An 18,345-nucleotide genomic window follows, 5' to 3' on the forward strand; every position below is an offset into this window, starting at 1 on the left:
TCAGGACGCATGGACGATACGGGCCGGCATCCGCTGATGGATGCCGGCCCGGGGGGTGAGGCGCGTCAGACGACGCGGGTCAGGCGATGGCGTCGGCGACGGTCAGCAGCTCGGCGTGGAAGGCCGAGGCGACGTGCGCGTTGGTGATGCGTCCGTTGTGCACGTTGAGGCCCTTGGCCAGGGCAGCGTCTTCGGCGATGGCCTTCTTCCAGCCCTTCTGGGCCAGGGCGACGACGTAGGGCAGGGTCGCGTTGGTCAGCGCGCGGGTCGACGTGGCTGGCACGGCACCGGGCATATTGGCGACGCAGTAGTAGACGCTGTCGTGCACGGCAAAGGTGGGGTTGTCGTGGGTCGTGGCGTGCGAGCCCTCGAAGCAGCCGCCCTGGTCGATCGCGATGTCCACGAGCACGGAGCCCGGCTTCATCGATGCGACCATGGCGTCGGTGACGAGCTTGGGTGCCTGCGCGCCCGGAATGAGCACGGACCCGATCACGAGGTCGGCCTCGCGCACCTGCTCGGCGATCTCATACTGGGTCGACGCGCGCGTCTGGATCTCGCCGTTGAAGCGGGCCTCGAGTTGGCGCAGGCGGGCCAGCGACAGGTCGATGATGGTCACGTCGGCGCCCATGCCGAGGGCGTTGGCCGCGGCGTGCTCGCCCGCGACACCGCCGCCGATCACGACGACCTTGGCCTTGGGGGTTCCGGGAACGCCGCCGAGCAGGATTCCGCTGCCGCCGTTGGCGCTCAGCAGGTGGTACGCACCGACCTGCACGGACAGGCGGCCGGCGACCTCGCTCATCGGCGAGAGCAGCGGCAGGCTGCGGTCGGGCAACTGCACGGTCTCGTACGCGATCGCGGTCGTGCCCGACTTGATCAGCGCGTCGGTGCACTCAGCGGATGCCGCGAGGTGCAGATAGGTGAACAGCACCTGGCCCTGACGCATCAGCGGGTATTCGCTGGCAATGGGCTCCTTGACCTTTAGGAGCAGTTCGGCCGCGGCCCACACTTCGGCGGCGGTGTCGACAATGGATGCCCCGGCGAGGCGAAAAGCATCATCGGTGATGCTCGACCCCAGTCCGGCGCCCTTCTCGATGATGACGTCGTGGCCGCGACGGGTGAGCTCGTTGACGCCGGCCGGGGTGATCGCAACGCGGTTCTCGTTGTTCTTGATCTCAGTGGGAATGCCGACCAACATAAGTGCTCCGTCTCGGTTACTTCTGCCGAACGACTCGGCTTTGATAGAGGTAAGACTGCTATTGATTCGTTTCCGCTAGGTAAAATCCGTAGAATCTGCCAGACTTCAAGAATATTCCACGAAATATGCGGCTAGTTGGAGATGTGCGATGGCAGAAACGAAGAGGATTCGGGTCACCGAGACCCTCGACGAAATCGACCGCATTCTGGTCGCGGAACTGCAGGCCGATTCCCGCACCACCAACAGCCGGCTCGCCAGCGCCGCCGGCATCGCCGAGTCCACCTGTGTGTCCCGGGTGCGTTCCCTGGTCAGCCGCGGAATCGTCACCGGCTTCACGGCCATGGTCGACCCGAAGTCGATCGGTCTCGGCCTGCAGGCGCTGATCAGTGTGAGCATTCGCGCGGGCGCCCGCACCCACATTCCCGCGTTTCGGGATTCGATCCGGGTGATGCCGCGCGTGGTGCAGCTGTTTTTTCTCGGCGGCTCCGAGGACTTCATCATTCACCTGTCGGCCCGGGACACCGACGATGTGCGCGATTTCGTGCTGGAGAACCTCTCCGCCAACCCCGCAGTCGCCTCCACCCGCACGAGCATGGTGTTCGAGCACTTCTACAACGGCGTCGCGCCGGAGTAGTTCAGGCGCGCCAGTAGCCGACCTTGCCGAGCAACTGCACCTCGCGATTCGAGCCCTCCGGCACCGCCACCTCGGGCGGAAACACGCCGAAACCGCGCCACATTTCGATGTCGGGCGCGATCTGCTCCCAGAGGTTTTCGACCAGCGCGTCGGGCAGCGAGTAGTCGAGACCGATGTGCCTGGCAATGCTCCAGGCCTGGAATGCCCGGTAGAGGGCGGTGTGCTGCAGCGCTTCGGCGAGGGGATAGTCGCCGTAGCTCAGGTGTACGACCTTGTCGGGGTCGAGGTCGCCGTTGACCACTTTCGTCGTCGATTCGTTGAGGCGGTCGTAATTGCCGATCGGATCGTCACGGAGCAGGTCGCCCTTATAGGTGTCGCCGACTTCCTCGATCGTGCGGCCTTCCAGCACCGCGGGCAGCCAGGCTTCGTCCTCGGCGTGCGAGGCGAGAATGTCGCGCAGCGTCGGATTCGACTTGCGTGACCACTCGGCTGGTGCCGGCTGGTCGAGCTGCGCGGGAGTTATCTGGTCTACGACGCAGCGCAGCGCGGCATCCGCTTGAAGGAACATCTCTCTCTGCTTCATCGGGGCAAGCTAGCACGGCTGACCCCGATCGGCTAGACGCTCAACCGATCCGGGCCACGATTACGGCGATCTGCGCGACCGTCGGGTTGCCCACCTTCCGCAGGTGCTCGGCGATGGCGTCGTGTACCCGCCCACTGACATCAGCCGAGGACTCGGCGGCCCCAATGCCGATCTTCGCCGTGACCCGCACGCCATCGGACTGCGCAACCGTGTGCACCAGCGGCGCTGCGGGCGCGTGGTGTGCCACCGCATCGAGGGCGGTGGTGAGTACTGTGGCCACGATCGACCGAGCCGGGTACAGCGCGTCGACCCCGGGAACCTGGCGTACCAGCGCGTCAAGCTGGTCGGTGAACGGAATAACCGTGGTCATCAGTGCTCCTTTTCTTGGGCGGATGCATCGGGCAGGGCCTGCAGGTCACTCACCGTGATGTCGATGGCCGCTACGACAAGTTCCGTGTATTTGCCGAGCGCGGCGTACATCGCATGGCGCAGTTGATCGGCGAGCAGCGGAATTTTCTCCCCCGGGAATACGGTCACATCGACCTCGATGACGATCGGCGTGCCGGGTACGTTGACGTCGCCGACCAGCACACACCGGCCTACGAACACGTTCTGCATACGGTCGCCGGACTCCCGCAGAATGCCGCGCACGGCGCCTTCCGTCACGACCAGCCGCGCGGTCGGGACAGGATGGGTCAGCGGAATATCCCGGCCGGCGTGAGCTTCCAGGGTGATGTTGTCGAGAATGGCCGACACCCAGCTGTCGTCCCGCCGCGATTCACGTTCGAGGTCTAGCTTGAGCAGTAGCCGTTGGGCCCGGCGCAAGCGTTCGAGACCACGCAGGGCAATCTCACACTCCGGCGAATCGTCGATACTCGGGTCGGCTGGCGTTCGGTCGCGATCCAGGTAGTCGCTGAGCTGCTCGATGGTGTGGCCGTTGAGCCCGGCCTGTTCCCGCTCGGTATCATCGAGGTCGAATGCGAGGAAGCGCCTGTTTGCCGGCGTCAGTTCGGTCATCGCCATTCCTCCATCTCGCGAAGCAGGGTTTTTCGGGCACGGGCCAGCAATCCGCGCACGGTCGAGAGCGGCAGGCCCAACTCGGCCGCGATATCACCGTAGCTGTACTCGGCGAGTTCCCGCAGGGTCCAGCAGCGGCGCTGGTCTTCGGGGAGGGTGGCCAGCACCCGGGCGAGAGCCTCGGTCTGCGATTCGGTCTCGGCGAGAACGTGCGGGGCGTGCTCGTCGGGCGCCGGGACGTCCGCGTCGTCGATGTTGACGTGCTGACGGCGCGCGCGCACCCGATCGATGCTCTTGCGGCTAACGATGCGCATCAGCCAGCTCTTCACCGCGCTGCCGTCCTCGAGCGTGCCGAGTTGCTGCCAGGCCGTGATGAACGCCTCCTGCACCACGTCATCGGTCTCGTCGTTGGAGCCGAGCACCCGCGTCGCATAGACCCGCATGAGCGGGCCGTACCGCCGCACCAGCACCTCGAAGGCGCGCAGGTCGCCGTCGGCGGCACGGTCGGCGAGCATGCGGTCGGCCGCGGTATCGAGCGGCGACGCGACCCGCTCACGCAGAGAGCCGGGCATTGTCCCTCCTCTGAGGCTAAATATTTCTCATCTTCGCGTGACGAATATGTCACAAGTTTCGTCCTACAGGTAATAATCCGCTTTCGGCCTGTTCCGACGGCCCGATATGAAGGAGCAACATCATGGACCTCATCGACAGCAACGGCAACGCCTCCGCCAGCACGTCTCCCCGCAGCAGTGCGCCGACCGGCACAGCTCTAGCCGGTGAGCCACTCACCGGCACGGGAAAGACCGTGATCAATGATGGAGTCGTGGCCAAGGTCGCTGGAATCGCCGCGCGCGAGGTCACCGGCGTACACGCCCTCGGTCGCGGTGCGGCCCGAGCCCTCGGCGCAATTCGTGAGGCGATGAACAACACCGACGTGAGCCAGGGCATCTCGGTGGAGGTGGGCGAAACGCAAGTCGCCGTAGACGTGACGATCGTCGCCGAGTACCCCGTGCAGCTTCAGCAGGTGGCCAACGACATTCGCTCGAGTGTCATTCGGGCCATTGAAGACCTGGTCGGACTCGAAGTTACCGAGGTCAACGTGACGATCGTCGATATTCACCTGCCCAGCGACGACGCCGCCGACGCTGAGCCGAGCAAAGCCGCACTGCGGTGACCAGTGCAACCCGAACAGGAATGCTGGTCGGTGCGGTTCTCGCGCTGACCTGGGTGATTCTGGGCTTTTGGGCATTTCTGTTCGTGGGCCTGGCCATGCTGGTCGGCGCCCTCGTGGGCCGCGTGGTTGACGGCCGTCTCGACGTGAGCTCACTGATCGGAGCCTTTCAGGGAAAGCGCTCATCGTCGTGAGCGTGACGACAGACTCCGCGGGCTGGTTTCTCGGCGAAGGTATCCCCAGTGACACTCCCATGGAACCAACGAATGCCGCACTGCCGGCGGCCACAAGCCGTGGTCGAACCCGCATTGTGCCGCGGGCGTTGCGCCAGATCGTGTCCATGGTTACTGCGGAGTCGCTCGGCGTGGCGCCCAATCAGGTCGGCGTCGAACTCGGCGACGACCATGGGATGCTCGCGCTCACGGTCAGCACCTCAATCCGCGTGGTTTCCCTGCAGCGTGTCACGAGCGAAGCGGCCCTCATCACTCGCACCGGGGGAACCATCCTGGCTCGATCCGCGCAATCACAGACCGACATTCGACGCCGCGTCGGCGAGCTCACCGGTGCCGACATCGGTCGGGTTACCGTGCGTGTGACCGGGGTGGATGTCGCTCGGGAACGGCGCGTGCGATGAGTGCGTCGACATCGGCTACCTACGGGCGCATCCGTCGTCGCGAACTGCACTCGCCGCGGGCTGCCGCAGCCATCTCAGCGGCGATCGTGGTCATTCTGCTGTGCGCATGGCTAGGCACGGAGATCGTGCTGCGGCTGACAGATCAGCCAGCGCTGCTGACGGCGCCGGCCGATCTGGCCGACGGCGTGGCGTCCGCGTCGAGCGCACCCCTGTCACTGCTCATCGGAACCGCCGTCGGCTGCGCGCTGGTCGGCCTCGTCTTGCTGGTCCTGGCACTCTCGCCCGGACGCAGGTCCCGGCACGTGATGGTTTCCGAGCGGGCGGTGACCATCGTCGATGACGAGGTCATCGCATCCGCTCTCGCGGGGCGCGCCGCTCGCACGGGCGGGATCGATCCGGACAACACCCGGGTGAGTATCTCGCGCCGCCTCGCCACGGTGCACCTGGTGCCCGCCTCGGGCCAGGCCGTGCACCACGACACTGTACTCACGGCGGTGCGCGATCAGCTCGACGGGCTGCAGTTGCGCCCGGCGTTACAGACGCGGGTCGTGGTGGCCGTCGACGCAAAGGTCGGAGCGTGAACAACACCAATCGAGCGCTCAACCGCAGCCTTCTACTCCTGACCGGCCTGCTGCTGCTCGCCGTGGCCGGCCTGCTCGGTCTGCTCGCGTCCCAGACCGCTGTGCAGGATGCCTGGCGCGCCATTTCCGACGCCACCCGTGCGAACGTCGCCGGCTGGCTCCAGGCCAGGCCGCTGGGTACAAGCACGCACAGCTGGCTCTGGATCGTCGCCCTCGCTCTGCTGCTGGCGGTCGTGGGCCTGCTGCTTCGTTTCATACTGCGGCAGGGCGGCGGCCACTCCGGCCGGTTGGTCAGCGAGCAGACGACCGATTGGGGCGCCACCCAGGTCGATTCCGCCGTCGCCGAGCAGTCACTGCAACAAGCGCTCGGTGAGCACCCCGAATTTCTGTCAACGCGCGTCTCGACCTACCAGGTGGTGGGAGAGGCAGTGCTCAAGGTCTCGGTGACCTGTCGCCGCGGCACGTCCCCGACCGACGTCGTGCGCATCGTCGAACAGTCCCTTAACGCCCTCGACGAGCTGCTCGGGCTGCGCATCCCCGCCCTGCTGCAGATCAGCGGAGGCTTTCGGGTGCGCACCAGCCGCAGCACCCGCATCCGCCGATCGGCGATCCCCCAACTCGCGTTCGGCGCGCCCCGCACCGAACGTTCCCCGGAAACACCACACGAAAGAGAGAACACCATGAGTGCAGCCGACAAGATCAAGAACGCCGCGCAGGACCTCAAGGGCAAGGCCACCGAGGCCGTCGGCAAGGCCACCAACGACGACTCCAAGGTCGCCGAAGGCCGTGCTGACCAGACTGCCGCGAGCGCTAAGAAGGTTGGTGAAGACGTCAAGGACGTCTTCAAGGACTAGCCCTATCCGGTGCGGATACGTCTTCACCCGCGAAGGACGCCGCTTCGCACACCGCGAACGTCGCCGCCGATCAGGCCGCGAACGTGGGCGACACCGCCGCGCACGCAGCCAGTGAAGTCGCCGACGTCACGAAGGATGAAGTCGGAAAAGTCGCCGCCGAGACCAGGCGAAGGACCTGCTGACGGATGCCCGCAGCCAACTTACGGAGCAGGCTGGCGAACAGCAGGCCAGAGTTGCTGAAGGCCTGCGCTCGATCAGCGACGAACTGACCCAGATGGCCAGCCGGGTCTCCTCGGTGACAACCCCGATCTGGCGGTTCGGGAACGATGACCGACCTGCATAGTCCGTCAGAGCAAAAAGCGGCGGAAACGTCGCTGGGCGATCTGCTGGGAGAAGTCACACGTTATCTCTCTACGCTCATGCGTCAGGAACTCGAACTGGCCAAGGCCGAGCTTCGCCAAACGGCCACCCGGACCGGTAAAGGTGCCGGAATGCTGGGTGGAGCCGGCTACGCCGCCATCATGGCCGTTCTATTCCTGTCGATCGCACTCTGGTGGGCTCTTGGCTACCTGGTCGGTAACGGCTGGTCCGGGCTTCTCGTGGCCGGCCTCTGGGCGATCATCGGGCTCGTACTGTTCCTGATCGGCCGCAAGGAATTGAAAGCCGTCAAGGGTGCGCCGCGCACCGTTGATTCCCTTAAGAAAATTCCCGGCACACTGAAACGAAATGAGGAAAACCGATGACCGACACCGACCGAACCCCCGATCAGATCCGGTCTGATATTGAGCGCACCCGGCGCGAGCTCGGCGGCGATGTCGACGCCCTCGCCGACAAAGTGACACCGTCCAAAATCATTCAGCGCCAGACCGACAAAGTGAAGTCCGCCTTCTGTATTGACGGTACTGAGTCATCAAACGGATGCTGCGGCTCGCCCGAGCCGCAGCATCCGTTATAGGCATCGACACTTTCTGGCAGCCAACCCAGCGCCAGATCAGTGAGAACGCAGTACATTTTCAGCGCCGGGATCGCGACCCCCGGCCTCACTCGACCCGAGCAGGAGATTTTCATGGTGGACGAAGGCCAGAGCCAGGACCTTGCCGACGCCCCGGCCCCCGATGATGACCGCAAGCCCGACTCGCCGACCGACGTCACGAAGACGTCGTGGAAGTACGTCGTCAAACGCACGCTGGGTGAATTCGGCACCGATCAGTGCACCGATATCGCGGCGTCGCTCACCTACTACGCCGTGCTGTCGCTCTTTCCGGCGCTGATCGCCCTGGTTTCGCTGCTCGGGGTTTTCGGGCAGGGCAAGCAGTCGGCCGATACCCTGCTGACCATTCTCGCCTCGGTCGCTCCCGGCGATGCCCTCGATGTCATTCGCGGGCCGATCGAACAGTTCAGCACGTCGCCGTCGGCCGGGTTCGCGCTGGTGGCGGGAATCGCGGTCGCGATCTGGTCGGCATCCGGTTATGTGGGTGCTTTCAGCCGGGCTATGAACCGCATCTACGAGATCGAAGAGGGTCGGTCATTCTTGAAGCTCAAGCCCACCCAGCTGCTCGTGACCGTGATCGGCATCGCCCTGCTGCTCGTCGTCGTGCTGATCCTGGCCATTTCGGGACCCATAACGGATGCCGTGGGCGCGGCCCTCGGCCTCGACCAGACCGTGCAGGTGGTCTGGTCCATTGCCAAGTGGCCGGTGCTCGCGGCGGCCGTCGTGTTGCTGATCGCGGTGCTATACTATTTCACGCCGAACGTGCGGCAGCCGAAGTTTCGCTGGCTGTCGCTCGGCGCGCTCGTGGCCCTGGTGGCTATCGTCGTTGCCTCGCTGGGGTTCGGGTTCTACGTCACGACGTTCTCGAACTACGCCAAGACCTACGGTTCGCTGGCCGGCATCGTGATCTTTCTGCTCTGGCTCTGGCTGACCAACCTCGCCCTGCTGTTCGGGGCGGAATTCGACGCCGAACTCGAACGCGGGCGCCAGCTGCAGGCCGGCATTGCCGCCGAGCAGAATATTCAGCTTCCGCCGCGCGGCACGAAGAAGAGCCAGAAGGCCGCCCTGAAGAAGATGCAGACGGTCGCCGACGGCCGGCGCATCCGCAAAGCGAACGCCGACCCGCAAGAGTAAGCGGTGCGTGGCCACCCCTCTTTTTTGGTCGGGGCCCTGACCCCGACCCTCACATCCAGCCGGCGGTCTCCATACCGTTGACCATGCAGCCGCCGACATCGTCGGCGATGCTGTTCCAGCCGACCGCAGCGCCGCGGCCCAACATGTTCAGGTTGGAACCGAAAATATTCGCCATGTCCTGCCCCTGACCGATCGCACCCATCATGGAAGCTGCCCCGCTGCGCCCACTGTTCTTGAGGGCATTCTCCAATCGTTCAGAAATCTGATCGGTGATCTCGCCGGTCGCCATATCCGCTCCATCGGCCAGGAATCCGTCGTCGATCGGAAGTTCAGCAATCCCGTCACCACTCGACCACGATTGCATGCAGCTCGACAGCATGCTCACCATCTCGATCTGACTGGTGATAATAGCGACACCCTCGTCAAAGCCGTCCAGCACCCTGCCCTCCACTCCCATCGCGTGCAAGGCCGTGGACACCCCCTGCATGGCAAGCGCCACCCCCTGTACGACATACATTTCTGCCAGGAGCACACCTGTCGCAACGGACACGATGGCGCTCAGCGCGCGCTGCGCCAAGTTACTCGCGACGTTTCCCACAATTTCGAGGTCACTGGGGCGATGAATATCAGCCCACGGTGCGCGATCTTCGGAGACGATCACCCATGCGGTCGTTCCTCTGCTCTGCGCCACGTCTCTCCAGCCGCGAAATTCCGACCCCTGCTGAAGTTCGAGCTCGATCTGAACCACCGAACCGCGCAGGAAGCGGTTGCTGGCACCACCCGGGCAATTTCCCGGCGTCGTAAATGACACGCTGTCCGCCACCGCCACCGAGTAGCAGATCGAGCGCAGCTGCAGAGGCAGACCGACCCGGGCTGTGATGTCACCCTGGGCGTTCAGCGACACGGATGCCCCGGTGGAAGCCGTTCCGTTGACCAGCGAGTAGGCGTAGTTCCCCGAGTTGGTGAGGCCGATCCCGACCGTTCGACCCGGACGGGCCCAATCGGGCGGGCATCCGCCGTTGTCAGCGATGTATGCGTGCACGCCCGACGCCGGCATCGTGCTTCCCTTCCCGACGTCGTTCTGCACCCGCACGTCCAGATTCAACGGAGCGCAATACTCCAACCTGGGCGAGAAGTGTCGCATCAGGTTCATGTCCGGAACGTAGAGGTACCCGCGAGAATACGAACGGCCGTCCGGCGCCGGTTCCAGGTCATAACCCTGCCCCTCGTAGGTTTCCACCGAGAAGAACGGAACGAGGCCTGGTGCATTGAGCGCGGGATCCGCAGTGATCACGCCGGATTGGTCGTTGGTCCACTTGCCGACGGGGCAGGATGGCTCCAACGAGTCGCTCGCCAGGCGTACGGACCCGCCCTGAGGAAGCTGCACGGGCACTCGACACGAGCCGGAGTACCAGTTGGCGGCGATAGTGAGTTCGGAACCCACCGCGGTCAGGTCAAGGAGCGGCCCAGAACCGGTACCCGCTGTGCCAGCCCGCAGTACCCCCGAATCGGTGCTGGTACTCCACACCGTCGTCGCGTCTTCGTTGTATCCTTTTTCGAACGAAATCGCTGCATATTTCGTGCTGACCTCGAGAGACCCCGTCGCGACTAACCAATCCCGGTGCGTCGTCAGGGAGTACGCGCCCAGCGTCGATTGTGACGACGTCGATCTGTTTCCGCCACAGTCATGCTGCCCATCCCCGGACCCGGGCGTGAGAATCAGACTCGTCGAGTCGACGACTTCGCTCGGGTTCCCCCTGGAATACGACATTCCGATCGGTGAGGAGGTCGTCGTGGTGACCGCTACACACCGAACTTCGCTGAAGATCGCTCCGTATCGAGCCGCCGCCAGAACCGTCACTACCTGCAGCCGTGAGACCGCATTCTTTGGAATACTTCCGACCGCACGCACGGCGAAGGTGGGATCAAACTCGGCGCAGGCACCGGATGCCTCCCACGAGCAGTGATTGTCGGCCTCGGAGAACGCGACAACACCCATATCGGTGTCGGCGACGGCCTTGAGGGTGAGCTGCGTGCCCGGTACGTACCCGGCTGCACCGGATGCATCCGTGCAGGCACCAGAATACGGTGCGAAGTGCGCGGTGCTGTCAGGTCTGCTCGACGACTGCACGACGATCGAGCCACCCTTACCGCTGACCATCGAGATAGGAATACAGTCACGCACCTTGAATTTCGCCGTCACGGTGCGGTCCTGGTCCATGACGACGTGGGCGAACGCCGGATTCGCGACCTCCCGCTCCGCCCCGTCGAAGGACAACAGGTCGAGTGCCGGTCGCTCCCAACTGGTTGCTCCCCGGTTTTCGCTGTTGTGGATCGCGTAGAGCTCCACTACCGTGCCGGCGGCGTAGCGCGGCGCACCGGCTTCTTTCTCGCGGAGTTCGGTCTCGGTGGCGCCGTCGGGGCTGGCGCAGTTGGGTTCGGTGAACGAGACGAGGCGGCCCGGGTCGTAGGCCGTGGTGGTATTGGGGTTCAGGGTCAGGGTGAAGCATTGCGGGTAGTACTGAGTCAGCGGCCACGCCCGCATCGCGCCCTGCAGACGCACCGAAATCGTGGAGTCGCTGTGGCTTCCGCGAGCCCACCGTGCGCCCTCGAACCACCAGCCGGTGTGCACGAAATTGCGGGCCGGGGCATCCGCTGTGATCGTGACGATGCTGCCGGTCAGAATGCCCTGAATCGACCCGCGCCGGCACGCCGTCGCCTCGCTCAGGTCGAGGGAGGCGTGCGAAGCGACCGCTGTGACGCAGGCCCGGGTGATGACGCTGCTGTCCTGTCGCTGTGCCGGGGCATCGTCGAAGGGCGCAAATACCGTCGAATAGGGCTGATCGGTATCCGTCGTTCCCCAGAAGCGATCCGGCACGACAATGACGCAGCTTCCGGCCAGTGCCGGGCCAGTGCATCGGTTGGCACCGATCGTCGCCTCCACGAGGCCCGAGGCGGGCGCGCCCGAAGTCGTCACGGCCCAGCTCACGGTGACCGGTTCACCTTCAATCCAGTGGTCAGGTAGCGGGTCGTAGGTAGTCGTCAGGATGCTGTACCGCGCGGCAGCCTCAAAGCTGACGTTGGAGGATTCCGCGGGAAGGTGCTGGTCGTCGCCGGAGTACTGCGCGACGGCGAAGTTCTCCCCCGCGCGCACGGCCCAGGCCGGGAAGGTGCACGGTGCGTTGGGTGCAGCAACGCAGATTGCGCCGGACGGCGACAGCGTCACGCTGACCGTTCCGGCGTTCAGGACGCTGCTCGCCACGCTGCCCATGACGGGCGTCACGGTGAGCGATGCGCTGACAACGGCGTTGTGAATCGGCATGAGGTAGATCTGGGTCGCGCGTTTGTCCACGTAGAGCGTCGTCGAGACGGTCGCCGGCCCGGTGTCGACGCCGTCACCGGCCATCGTCGCGGTGACGGCCAGCCAGCCGGCCGAGGTCGTGGGCACGTCGACCGTGCCGGTGAAGGCATCCGTGCCGTTGGAACGCCACAGGTGAACCGGGTAGTCGACATCGCCGACCGAAACTGTGGCAGCAACCCGGGTCGATTCGCCGGGCAGGCCGAACGGAACCGCAGCCGTCACGGTCACTGCGGCCAGGCTGCCGGCCGTGACCGGCGCGGCACTGACCGAGAGGTAGGTGGTTGGAGCAGCCAGGGTCAGGTCGAAGACTGGGCCGTTCACCGTCTGGTCGAGCGGGCCATAGACCGCCCGGGCATGCAACTGGGCGAGTCCGCCGCGCAGCGTCGATACTGTGAGCGAGCCGACGAGCCCATCGGTACCCGCAACCAGCGTGACCGTTCCGAGACCGCGGCCAGCGGCATCCACGATAACTGCTTCGGTGCCCGCGGCCAGTCCCGGCGTTCCCGAGGCGAGGGTGTGCGCAGTGACGATAAGGTTCACGGGCGCCCCGGCGCGCAACGAGCCAGTAAGAGTGTCAGTGGTGATGCGCAGGTCGGGCACTTCGGCGGGCAGTACTGTGGCCGTCAGCGCGTCGGAGACTGTCGGCGCCAGACCGCTCGCATTCGTGTAGGTGACCTCGACGACGAGCGGATGCTCTCCCGCCAACAAGGTGGACCAGTCCAGCGATCCCATGCCAGCGCCATTCAGCGCGATCGTGCCGAGAGATGCGCGGCCACCGAAGTAGTCGTACACGGTGACGCTTTCGACCAGGTCGAACGGCACGTCGGACAGCGCTACGCCCACCGAGAGTGTGGTTCCAATTCGCGGTTCAGTCGGCAGGATCACCGCGAGGGCCGGAACATGCGCGGCCACGACCAGGTCGGGCAGGAAGGTCTGTCGGGCCAGGTAGAGCGCGTCACCCTCATACTGCGCGTGATAATAAATCTGACCACTGACGGCGGCAATCTTCATTCTGAGGGTGCCGTCGACCAGATAGCCACGCCCCACCGGCACGTAGCGGGAATCGACGATCTGCACCCAGCCCGACGGCGCGGGCAGCCCGGCCGCGGCCGCGTAGCTGATTTCCAACCAGGTGTCTTCGAGCGAGAGATCGCCAGACCAGTGCGACGTCGGCCACGGTGCGTTGGCACGGGTTACCTCGGCTGTGACGTTGCCGCTCGATGACCAGAGATGGGTATACGGCGCGGCAACCTGCGAATAATCGGCTCTAACGACGAAGTCGGCTACCGTCGTCGGGGTGTAGCGGATGCTCGCCTGACCGGTGGAGTCGACCGTGACAGTGCCCAACTCGTTGCCGTTGACATAGAACTTCAGCTGCCCGGCAACGACCCCCGCGTTCGCGGCGGACGAGCTGGCCGCAGCGGTCAGGGTGACGGGACTGCCCACCGTGGCGAACGTGGTGGTCAGGGTCACCGTCGTGGGAGCGCGATCGATGTTGATCGTGTACTCGTCGGTGGCGGCCGCCGCGCTCGTGTCGGTACCGAGCACTTGGGCCCGATAGGTGTGCGCGCCAAAGCCGAGTTTCCGGGTCAGGTCCAGGGTGACTGTAGCGGTGCCGTTCGTGATGGTGAAATCAGCGGATGCCGCGATCGGGCTGTCGAGATAGACCCCATCCCGCACGATCAGGGTACGTGGGCCGTCCACTTCACCGGTCACGGTGGCTACGATCGAGTGGCCTTCTCCCCACGTGATCGTCTCGTTCCACGACGGCGTGGCCGAGATGTACAGGCTCGTCAGTGCCTTGCCGAGGTCGACCGTGAGCGAATCTTCGGACGGCTCGAATGAGCCGGTCGGCAGGTAGCTGAAGCGGAGCGGCACGGTGCCGACTGCGAAACCGTCCGTAGGTACGACCACCCAGGTCAGATTGTCGGTGGCGGTGTCGACCGTGGTCAGCAGGGTGGATCCGCTGTAGACCTCGATGCTGCCGGTGACGCTGACCGGAGCGCCGTTTGACGTCATGACGATGTTGAAGGTCAGGTCGTTGCCGATTCGCTCCTGACCAGGGTTCATCTCGTAGACGGCCATCTCCGTGACCGTGCCGCCCTGCACGGCGAACGCGGGCGTCGCCACGAGAGTCGAGCACAGCGCCAGCACCGTGACCATTGCGGTGCGCCGCATGGCCGGCGTGGCCCGGCGCAGGAAGTCGGCGTAGCGGGAACGCAGGCCGACGCGCGCGGCGCTGGCTGCGGCATCCGTTCGGTCGGTGGGGCTGGGCGGACTCAGCACGGCAATGGCGGCACCGGTACAGATCAGCAGGATGGCCAGGGTAAGGGCGAGCAGGAGGGTACCCGCTATGAATCCTGCCGACGTGGCCTCGGTCGCGCCCGCCTGCACGATGGTGGCGACCGTGGTGCCGGACCAGGTGAGCGCGGCCGACACCGGGGCGACGACCAGGACCAGGAGAAGCAGTGAACGCTTCTGCCGGCGCACCCGGTCGATCGCCGAGCGAAGGAGCACCCGAACCGAACGCGGCCGAGCGAGGCTGGCCGGGAACAAGGCGACGATGGCGGTCAGGGCTACCAGCAGCGGGAGGAAGGGAATCGCCCAGACCAGGGCACGCCGCACACCGGGCGAGGTGCGGGCCTGCTCGCCGACCGCCCCAGGTGTGCTGCGTCGATAGCGCACGTGGAGAACGACGGCCAGCACGAGCGCCGCCGCGGTGATCGGCGCCCAGGCGAGCAGCGTGATGAGAACGTTGACGACGAGCAGCGCGAGCGCTCCGAGCAGGCGTGGCAGTGTCGCGAATGCTCCGCCGAAGGCGCGTCGGAGTGGCCGGTTCTGGCCGGTGTGGGCTCCGGAGTGCAGCAGGGCGATGGCGAGCACCCCGATCAGCACCGCCAGCCCCGCGGAACCGTAGAGGATGACGTTGATGCCGACGGCCTGCACGAGGGCGCCGGTGGGGGTCGTGGCCAGGCTCGCACCGGCGGCCAGTCCGAATAGCAGCACACCGACCATGGCCAGTAGCGGTGCCGCGACGATTGCCAGTAACGCCAGCACGGCGGACCTGGCCAGTACGGTCGGTGCGAGGCTGCGGGCTGCACGCGTGCGAATTGCGGGGAATACGGGCGCGCTCATGTGTAACCTATCCGAGGTGCTCAGCCTGGTCGGGCCTGCTGTGGAGCTCTGTGACGACGGATGCCGATGCAGAGAATGCGTCGATCCAACTGTGCGCGCGACGAGCCACGGACAAAAAAGTATCGCTGGTTTATACAGTATCGAGCCTTCGTACCGCATGATATACCCCCATTATGGGTTGTATATTAAGATACTGTCGCCGGCCCGCTGCGCTGGGGCTGCGCGAATACGCGGGATTTTGCACTGCCAAGCGAAACGGGCCCAATTCGTCACCACGAGGTCTCACGACCTTCATGCCAACTAACGTGCGCCTCCCGCGCAGCGGCGCAGCTCCCGCGCGCCGTGAAAGTGTCCTCGGACTGGTTGGATAAGAGAGAGTGTCCGACCGCGGACACTGTCAACGATTCAGGGGGCACGAGTGCGACTGCTCTACGCGCTGCTCCTTTCCGGCATCATCCTGACCGTGGGGCTCTCGGTGGCGCTGCCCGATGCGACACTCGTCGCCGGCGGGTTCACCATCGCTGCCGCGGCGGTGGGACTGACGCTGGTCAACCGCACCCAGCGCATCATTGCGGGGGTGCTGATCGGTGTGGGGATCGCATCCGTTGTGGTCGGTCTGGTTCTGGGCGGACAGATCGTGGGCCGCGACCTGTTCCTGGTCAACCAGGACCTGATCGGCATGCTCGCCGCGGTGTCGTTTCTGCGACTGGTCACACCGACCTCGCCGATCACCCGCACCCGGCTGCACGGCCGACTCGCCGTCGTGCGCACCGCACTGGCCACGCACGCGCTCGGCGCGATCATCAACATCGGTGCGGTCGGCCTTGTCGGCGACCACCTGCGCGGTCGCTCCAGCCTGCGGCTCGCCGATGCGGCACTGATCTCCCGGGCCTACTCGACCGCCGCGTACTGGTCGCCGTTCTGGGCGGCCGCCGCGGCAGCGACCACGCTCGTTCCCGGCGCGAATTCACTGGTGCTGATGCTGGTGGGGCTGGGGCTCGCGCTCGTCACCATCGGCCTGAGCGTCTGGGACATCTTCCACCTCTGGGGCCGCGAACTGCCCGCGTACACCGGCTATACGCTCAGCTGGGAGCTCATTCGCGTACCGCTCGCCCTCGTGGCCCTGGTGGTGCTGGCGCACCAGCTGGTTCCCACGGTTCCGGTGCCGCGGATCGTGCTGCTCGCCGGCCTCGGCGTCACCCTGATCGGCTTGCTGATCATGAACGGTCGTGGCGCCCTGCGCGCGCTGGCGCGCCACGCCCGGCACGACCTGCCGCAGCTGCGCGGTGAGGTCACGCTGTTCGCCTCCGCCGGGGTACTCGCCGTCGGCCTGCGGATGCTGTTTCCCCTGTTCGACCTGCAGCTGCCGGTGACGGAGTTCACCGTACCCGTGGCCTGGGCCATGATGCTCGCGATGATTCTGTGCGCGATGGTCGGGGTGCACCCGGTGGTGTCGGTCGCGATCGTCGCGGCGCTCGTGCAGCCGCTGTCGCCCGACCCCACGTTGTTCGTGCTGGCCGCGTGCATCGGCTGGGGAGTGTCGACCGCGGTCGGCCCAGTCACCGGATTGACGATGCTGCTTAGTGCGCGGTACGGCATCGACAGCATCACCCTCACACGGCGCAACCTGGTCTACCTGGCCGCCGTGCTCGTTGCTTCCTGGCCGGCATTGCTGCTCTGCGCCGCACTGGTCTAGCGCTTGGCGCACGACCGCGCCCGATTAGGGTGCGCGCTACGACCGTTACCGTAGCGCCCACCAGGATCGGGCGCGGTCAAGCGGATGCGAAAGGCAGGCTAAACGGCGACCTCGACGGGCTCGTCGCTGACGACGTAGTTCTGAATCTCGATGAGCAGCAGGTCGCCGGCTTCCTGGTCGGTCAGGCCCTGGGCCAGAGCGAGTTCGGAGACGAGGATCTGGCGGGCCTTTTCGAGCATCCGCTTTTCGCCGGCGGAGACACCCTTGTCCTGGTCGCGACGCCACAGGTCGCGTACGACCTCGCTGACCCGGTAGACGCTGCCGCTGGCCATCTTCTCCTGGTTGGCCTTGTAGCGGCGTGACCAGTTGCCCGGCTCCTCGGTGAAGGCGTTCTGCAGAATTTCATAGACGGCGCTTACGCCGGCGGCGTCGATGACGTCGCGCACGCCGACGAGCTCGACGTTGTCGACCGGCAGCTGAATGGTCAGCGCGCTGGTGTGCACGTTGAGGGTCATGAACTGCTTCTCGACGCCCTTGATGGTGCGGGTCGCGAGGGCCGTGATGGTGACCGCTCCGTGGTGCGGGTAGACCAGGGTTTCGCCGATTTCAATCTTCATAGAATGCGCCTTCAGTGTTGTGTGGGTGATGCAACGCGAACGGGCGTTGCGCTTGAGGTTTCGGGTTCGAGCAGCCAGCCGGGCAGCAGGGCCACGAGCTGGTCGACGAGTTCGTCGTCGGAGACGTCGAGGTGACCGCGCATCCAGGCGCCGATCAGGGTGAGCGCTCCGCCGGCGACATAGGTCGTGACCAGTTCGGCGTTGACGGCGTCGTCGAAGACGAGCACCGACTCGAGCATGCGGGTGGCGTAGGCCTCGATGATCTGGTCGTGCGCGCTGCGCGTCAACGGTAGTTCGAGCACGCTCGCGTACAGGGGAAAGTTCTCGACCATATGGGCGACGAGTCGGGCATAGCCGAGGCGTGAGGCGTTCTCGCCGGTGCGCGGCCGCGGCAGATCGAGCCCGGCCGAGCCGATGTCGGCGAACTGCGCCCGCAGCAGTTCGGCGGCGAGCACGTCGAGGCTGTTGAAGTGCGCATAGAAGGAGCTGCGGCTGATCCCGGCCAGGCGCACGATCTCGGCCACCGAAACGGATGCCGCCGGCTGGGCGATCAGCGTGCGGATCGCCGTGAGAATGAGTTGCCGGGTGCGCTCAGCGCGCGGGTCGTGTTTCGACTCGTCTGGCTGCAGAATTGGCTGCACCTTTGGCTGGACTGCCGCTTGCGGGGCGGGCGCAGTCAACGAAGTCATTTGATCATACTAACACTTTTCGGACAAGTGTCCGAGACGGGCAACGTTTTCAC

Annotated in this window: 17 protein-coding genes and 1 pseudogene; 10 read left to right on the top strand and 8 right to left on the bottom strand. The window is 65.5% G+C overall.

The window, feature by feature from the left end:
- Nucleotides 1-79 precede the first annotated feature (79 nt).
- Nucleotides 80-1,195, bottom strand: a complete 1,116-nt coding sequence (ald, locus tag E3T29_RS11345; protein ID WP_092341688.1) for an alanine dehydrogenase — start codon at nt 1,193-1,195, stop codon at nt 80-82.
- Between the two features lie 148 nt (nt 1,196-1,343).
- On the opposite strand from ald, the gene E3T29_RS11350 reads away from it, so the two are divergent.
- Complete coding sequence (locus E3T29_RS11350) at nt 1,344-1,829, top strand: Lrp/AsnC family transcriptional regulator (protein ID WP_134345514.1); 486 nt, start codon at nt 1,344-1,346, stop codon at nt 1,827-1,829.
- 1 nt (nt 1,830) lies between these two features.
- Here E3T29_RS11350 and E3T29_RS11355 read toward each other — a convergent pair whose 3' ends face one another.
- The 4 genes from E3T29_RS11355 to E3T29_RS11370 are packed head-to-tail and all read right to left on the bottom strand — an operon-like array spanning nt 1,831 to nt 4,001.
- Entirely contained in the window at nt 1,831-2,412 is a 582-nt protein-coding gene (locus tag E3T29_RS11355) for a hypothetical protein (RefSeq protein WP_134345515.1), read from the bottom strand.
- Nucleotides 2,413-2,452: 40 nt separating this feature from the next.
- Nucleotides 2,453-2,782, bottom strand: coding sequence for a hypothetical protein (locus E3T29_RS11360; RefSeq protein WP_134345516.1), 330 nt, complete (start codon nt 2,780-2,782; stop codon nt 2,453-2,455).
- Entirely contained in the window at nt 2,782-3,429 is a 648-nt protein-coding gene (locus E3T29_RS11365) for an Asp23/Gls24 family envelope stress response protein (protein WP_134345517.1), read from the bottom strand. The genes E3T29_RS11360 and E3T29_RS11365 overlap by 1 nt, the downstream gene beginning before the upstream one ends.
- Nucleotides 3,426-4,001 carry an RNA polymerase sigma factor gene (locus E3T29_RS11370; protein ID WP_134345518.1) on the bottom strand — a complete coding sequence of 192 codons (576 nt, stop codon included), beginning with the start codon at nt 3,999-4,001 and terminating at the stop codon, nt 3,426-3,428. Before E3T29_RS11370 ends, E3T29_RS11365 begins: the two co-directional genes overlap by 4 nt.
- A gap of 122 nt (nt 4,002-4,123) precedes the next feature.
- Here E3T29_RS11370 and E3T29_RS11375 point away from each other — a divergent pair, with 122 nt between their 5' ends.
- The 8 genes and pseudogenes from E3T29_RS11375 to E3T29_RS11410 all read left to right on the top strand — a co-directional run bounded on the left by E3T29_RS11375 (nt 4,124) and on the right by E3T29_RS11410 (nt 8,794).
- A complete protein-coding gene (locus E3T29_RS11375; RefSeq protein WP_134345519.1) occupies nt 4,124-4,603 on the top strand; it encodes an Asp23/Gls24 family envelope stress response protein in 480 nt (159 codons plus the stop codon).
- Nucleotides 4,600-4,794, top strand: a complete 195-nt coding sequence (locus tag E3T29_RS11380) for a DUF2273 domain-containing protein (RefSeq protein ID WP_241987776.1) — start codon at nt 4,600-4,602, stop codon at nt 4,792-4,794. Before E3T29_RS11375 ends, E3T29_RS11380 begins: the two co-directional genes overlap by 4 nt.
- A 2-nt stretch (nt 4,795-4,796) precedes the next feature.
- Nucleotides 4,797-5,234, top strand: coding sequence for a hypothetical protein (locus E3T29_RS11385; protein WP_134345520.1), 438 nt, complete (start codon nt 4,797-4,799; stop codon nt 5,232-5,234).
- The gene (locus E3T29_RS11390; protein WP_134345521.1) at nt 5,231-5,815 is read left to right on the top strand and encodes a DUF6286 domain-containing protein; all 585 of its coding nucleotides are present in this window, start codon (nt 5,231-5,233) and stop codon (nt 5,813-5,815) included. Before E3T29_RS11385 ends, E3T29_RS11390 begins: the two co-directional genes overlap by 4 nt.
- A gap of 680 nt (nt 5,816-6,495) precedes the next feature.
- Nucleotides 6,496-6,669, top strand: coding sequence for a CsbD family protein (locus E3T29_RS11395; protein WP_134345655.1), 174 nt, complete (start codon nt 6,496-6,498; stop codon nt 6,667-6,669).
- A gap of 326 nt (nt 6,670-6,995) precedes the next feature.
- Nucleotides 6,996-7,412 carry a phage holin family protein gene (locus tag E3T29_RS11400; protein ID WP_134345522.1) on the top strand — a complete coding sequence of 139 codons (417 nt, stop codon included), beginning with the start codon at nt 6,996-6,998 and terminating at the stop codon, nt 7,410-7,412.
- Nucleotides 7,409-7,555: pseudogene (locus E3T29_RS11405) on the top strand (DUF3618 domain-containing protein); the annotation flags it as partial. The gene E3T29_RS11400 and the pseudogene E3T29_RS11405, both read left to right, overlap by 4 nt.
- A gap of 180 nt (nt 7,556-7,735) precedes the next feature.
- Nucleotides 7,736-8,794, top strand: coding sequence for a YihY/virulence factor BrkB family protein (locus tag E3T29_RS11410; protein WP_134345656.1), 1,059 nt, complete (start codon nt 7,736-7,738; stop codon nt 8,792-8,794).
- 49 nt (nt 8,795-8,843) lie between these two features.
- Here E3T29_RS11410 and E3T29_RS11415 read toward each other — a convergent pair whose 3' ends face one another.
- Complete coding sequence (locus tag E3T29_RS11415; protein WP_134345524.1) at nt 8,844-15,290, bottom strand: Ig-like domain-containing protein; 6,447 nt, start codon at nt 15,288-15,290, stop codon at nt 8,844-8,846.
- Between the two features lie 418 nt (nt 15,291-15,708).
- On the opposite strand from E3T29_RS11415, the gene E3T29_RS11420 reads away from it, so the two are divergent.
- Complete coding sequence (locus E3T29_RS11420; RefSeq protein ID WP_134345525.1) at nt 15,709-16,986, top strand: hypothetical protein; 1,278 nt, start codon at nt 15,709-15,711, stop codon at nt 16,984-16,986.
- Nucleotides 16,987-17,084: 98 nt separating this feature from the next.
- Here E3T29_RS11420 and E3T29_RS11425 read toward each other — a convergent pair whose 3' ends face one another.
- Nucleotides 17,085-17,603 (bottom strand): CarD family transcriptional regulator, encoded by a 519-nt coding sequence (locus E3T29_RS11425; protein ID WP_092107039.1) that lies wholly within the window; start codon nt 17,601-17,603, stop codon nt 17,085-17,087.
- Nucleotides 17,604-17,614: 11 nt separating this feature from the next.
- The gene (locus E3T29_RS11430) at nt 17,615-18,292 is read right to left on the bottom strand and encodes a TetR/AcrR family transcriptional regulator (protein WP_134345526.1); all 678 of its coding nucleotides are present in this window, start codon (nt 18,290-18,292) and stop codon (nt 17,615-17,617) included.
- Nucleotides 18,293-18,345: the final 53 nt, after the last annotated feature.

The sequence above is a fragment of the Cryobacterium sp. TMT1-66-1 genome, from assembly GCF_004403435.1.
GTDB classification, from domain to species: domain Bacteria; phylum Actinomycetota; class Actinomycetes; order Actinomycetales; family Microbacteriaceae; genus Cryobacterium; species Cryobacterium flavum.

Coding starts and splice junctions, on each gene's coding strand:
- ald (WP_092341688.1), bottom strand. CDS start 1,195: ATGTTGGTCGGCATTCCCACTGAGATCAAGAACAACGAGAACCGCGTT.
- E3T29_RS11350 (WP_134345514.1), top strand. CDS start 1,344: ATGGCAGAAACGAAGAGGATTCGGGTCACCGAGACCCTCGACGAAATC.
- E3T29_RS11355 (WP_134345515.1), bottom strand. CDS start 2,412: ATGAAGCAGAGAGAGATGTTCCTTCAAGCGGATGCCGCGCTGCGCTGC.
- E3T29_RS11360 (WP_134345516.1), bottom strand. CDS start 2,782: ATGACCACGGTTATTCCGTTCACCGACCAGCTTGACGCGCTGGTACGC.
- E3T29_RS11365 (WP_134345517.1), bottom strand. CDS start 3,429: ATGACCGAACTGACGCCGGCAAACAGGCGCTTCCTCGCATTCGACCTC.
- E3T29_RS11370 (WP_134345518.1), bottom strand. CDS start 4,001: ATGCCCGGCTCTCTGCGTGAGCGGGTCGCGTCGCCGCTCGATACCGCG.
- E3T29_RS11375 (WP_134345519.1), top strand. CDS start 4,124: ATGGACCTCATCGACAGCAACGGCAACGCCTCCGCCAGCACGTCTCCC.
- E3T29_RS11390 (WP_134345521.1), top strand. CDS start 5,231: ATGAGTGCGTCGACATCGGCTACCTACGGGCGCATCCGTCGTCGCGAA.
- E3T29_RS11395 (WP_134345655.1), top strand. CDS start 6,496: ATGAGTGCAGCCGACAAGATCAAGAACGCCGCGCAGGACCTCAAGGGC.
- E3T29_RS11400 (WP_134345522.1), top strand. CDS start 6,996: ATGACCGACCTGCATAGTCCGTCAGAGCAAAAAGCGGCGGAAACGTCG.
- E3T29_RS11410 (WP_134345656.1), top strand. CDS start 7,736: ATGGTGGACGAAGGCCAGAGCCAGGACCTTGCCGACGCCCCGGCCCCC.
- E3T29_RS11415 (WP_134345524.1), bottom strand. CDS start 15,290: ATGAGCGCGCCCGTATTCCCCGCAATTCGCACGCGTGCAGCCCGCAGC.
- E3T29_RS11425 (WP_092107039.1), bottom strand. CDS start 17,603: ATGAAGATTGAAATCGGCGAAACCCTGGTCTACCCGCACCACGGAGCG.
- E3T29_RS11430 (WP_134345526.1), bottom strand. CDS start 18,292: ATGACTTCGTTGACTGCGCCCGCCCCGCAAGCGGCAGTCCAGCCAAAG.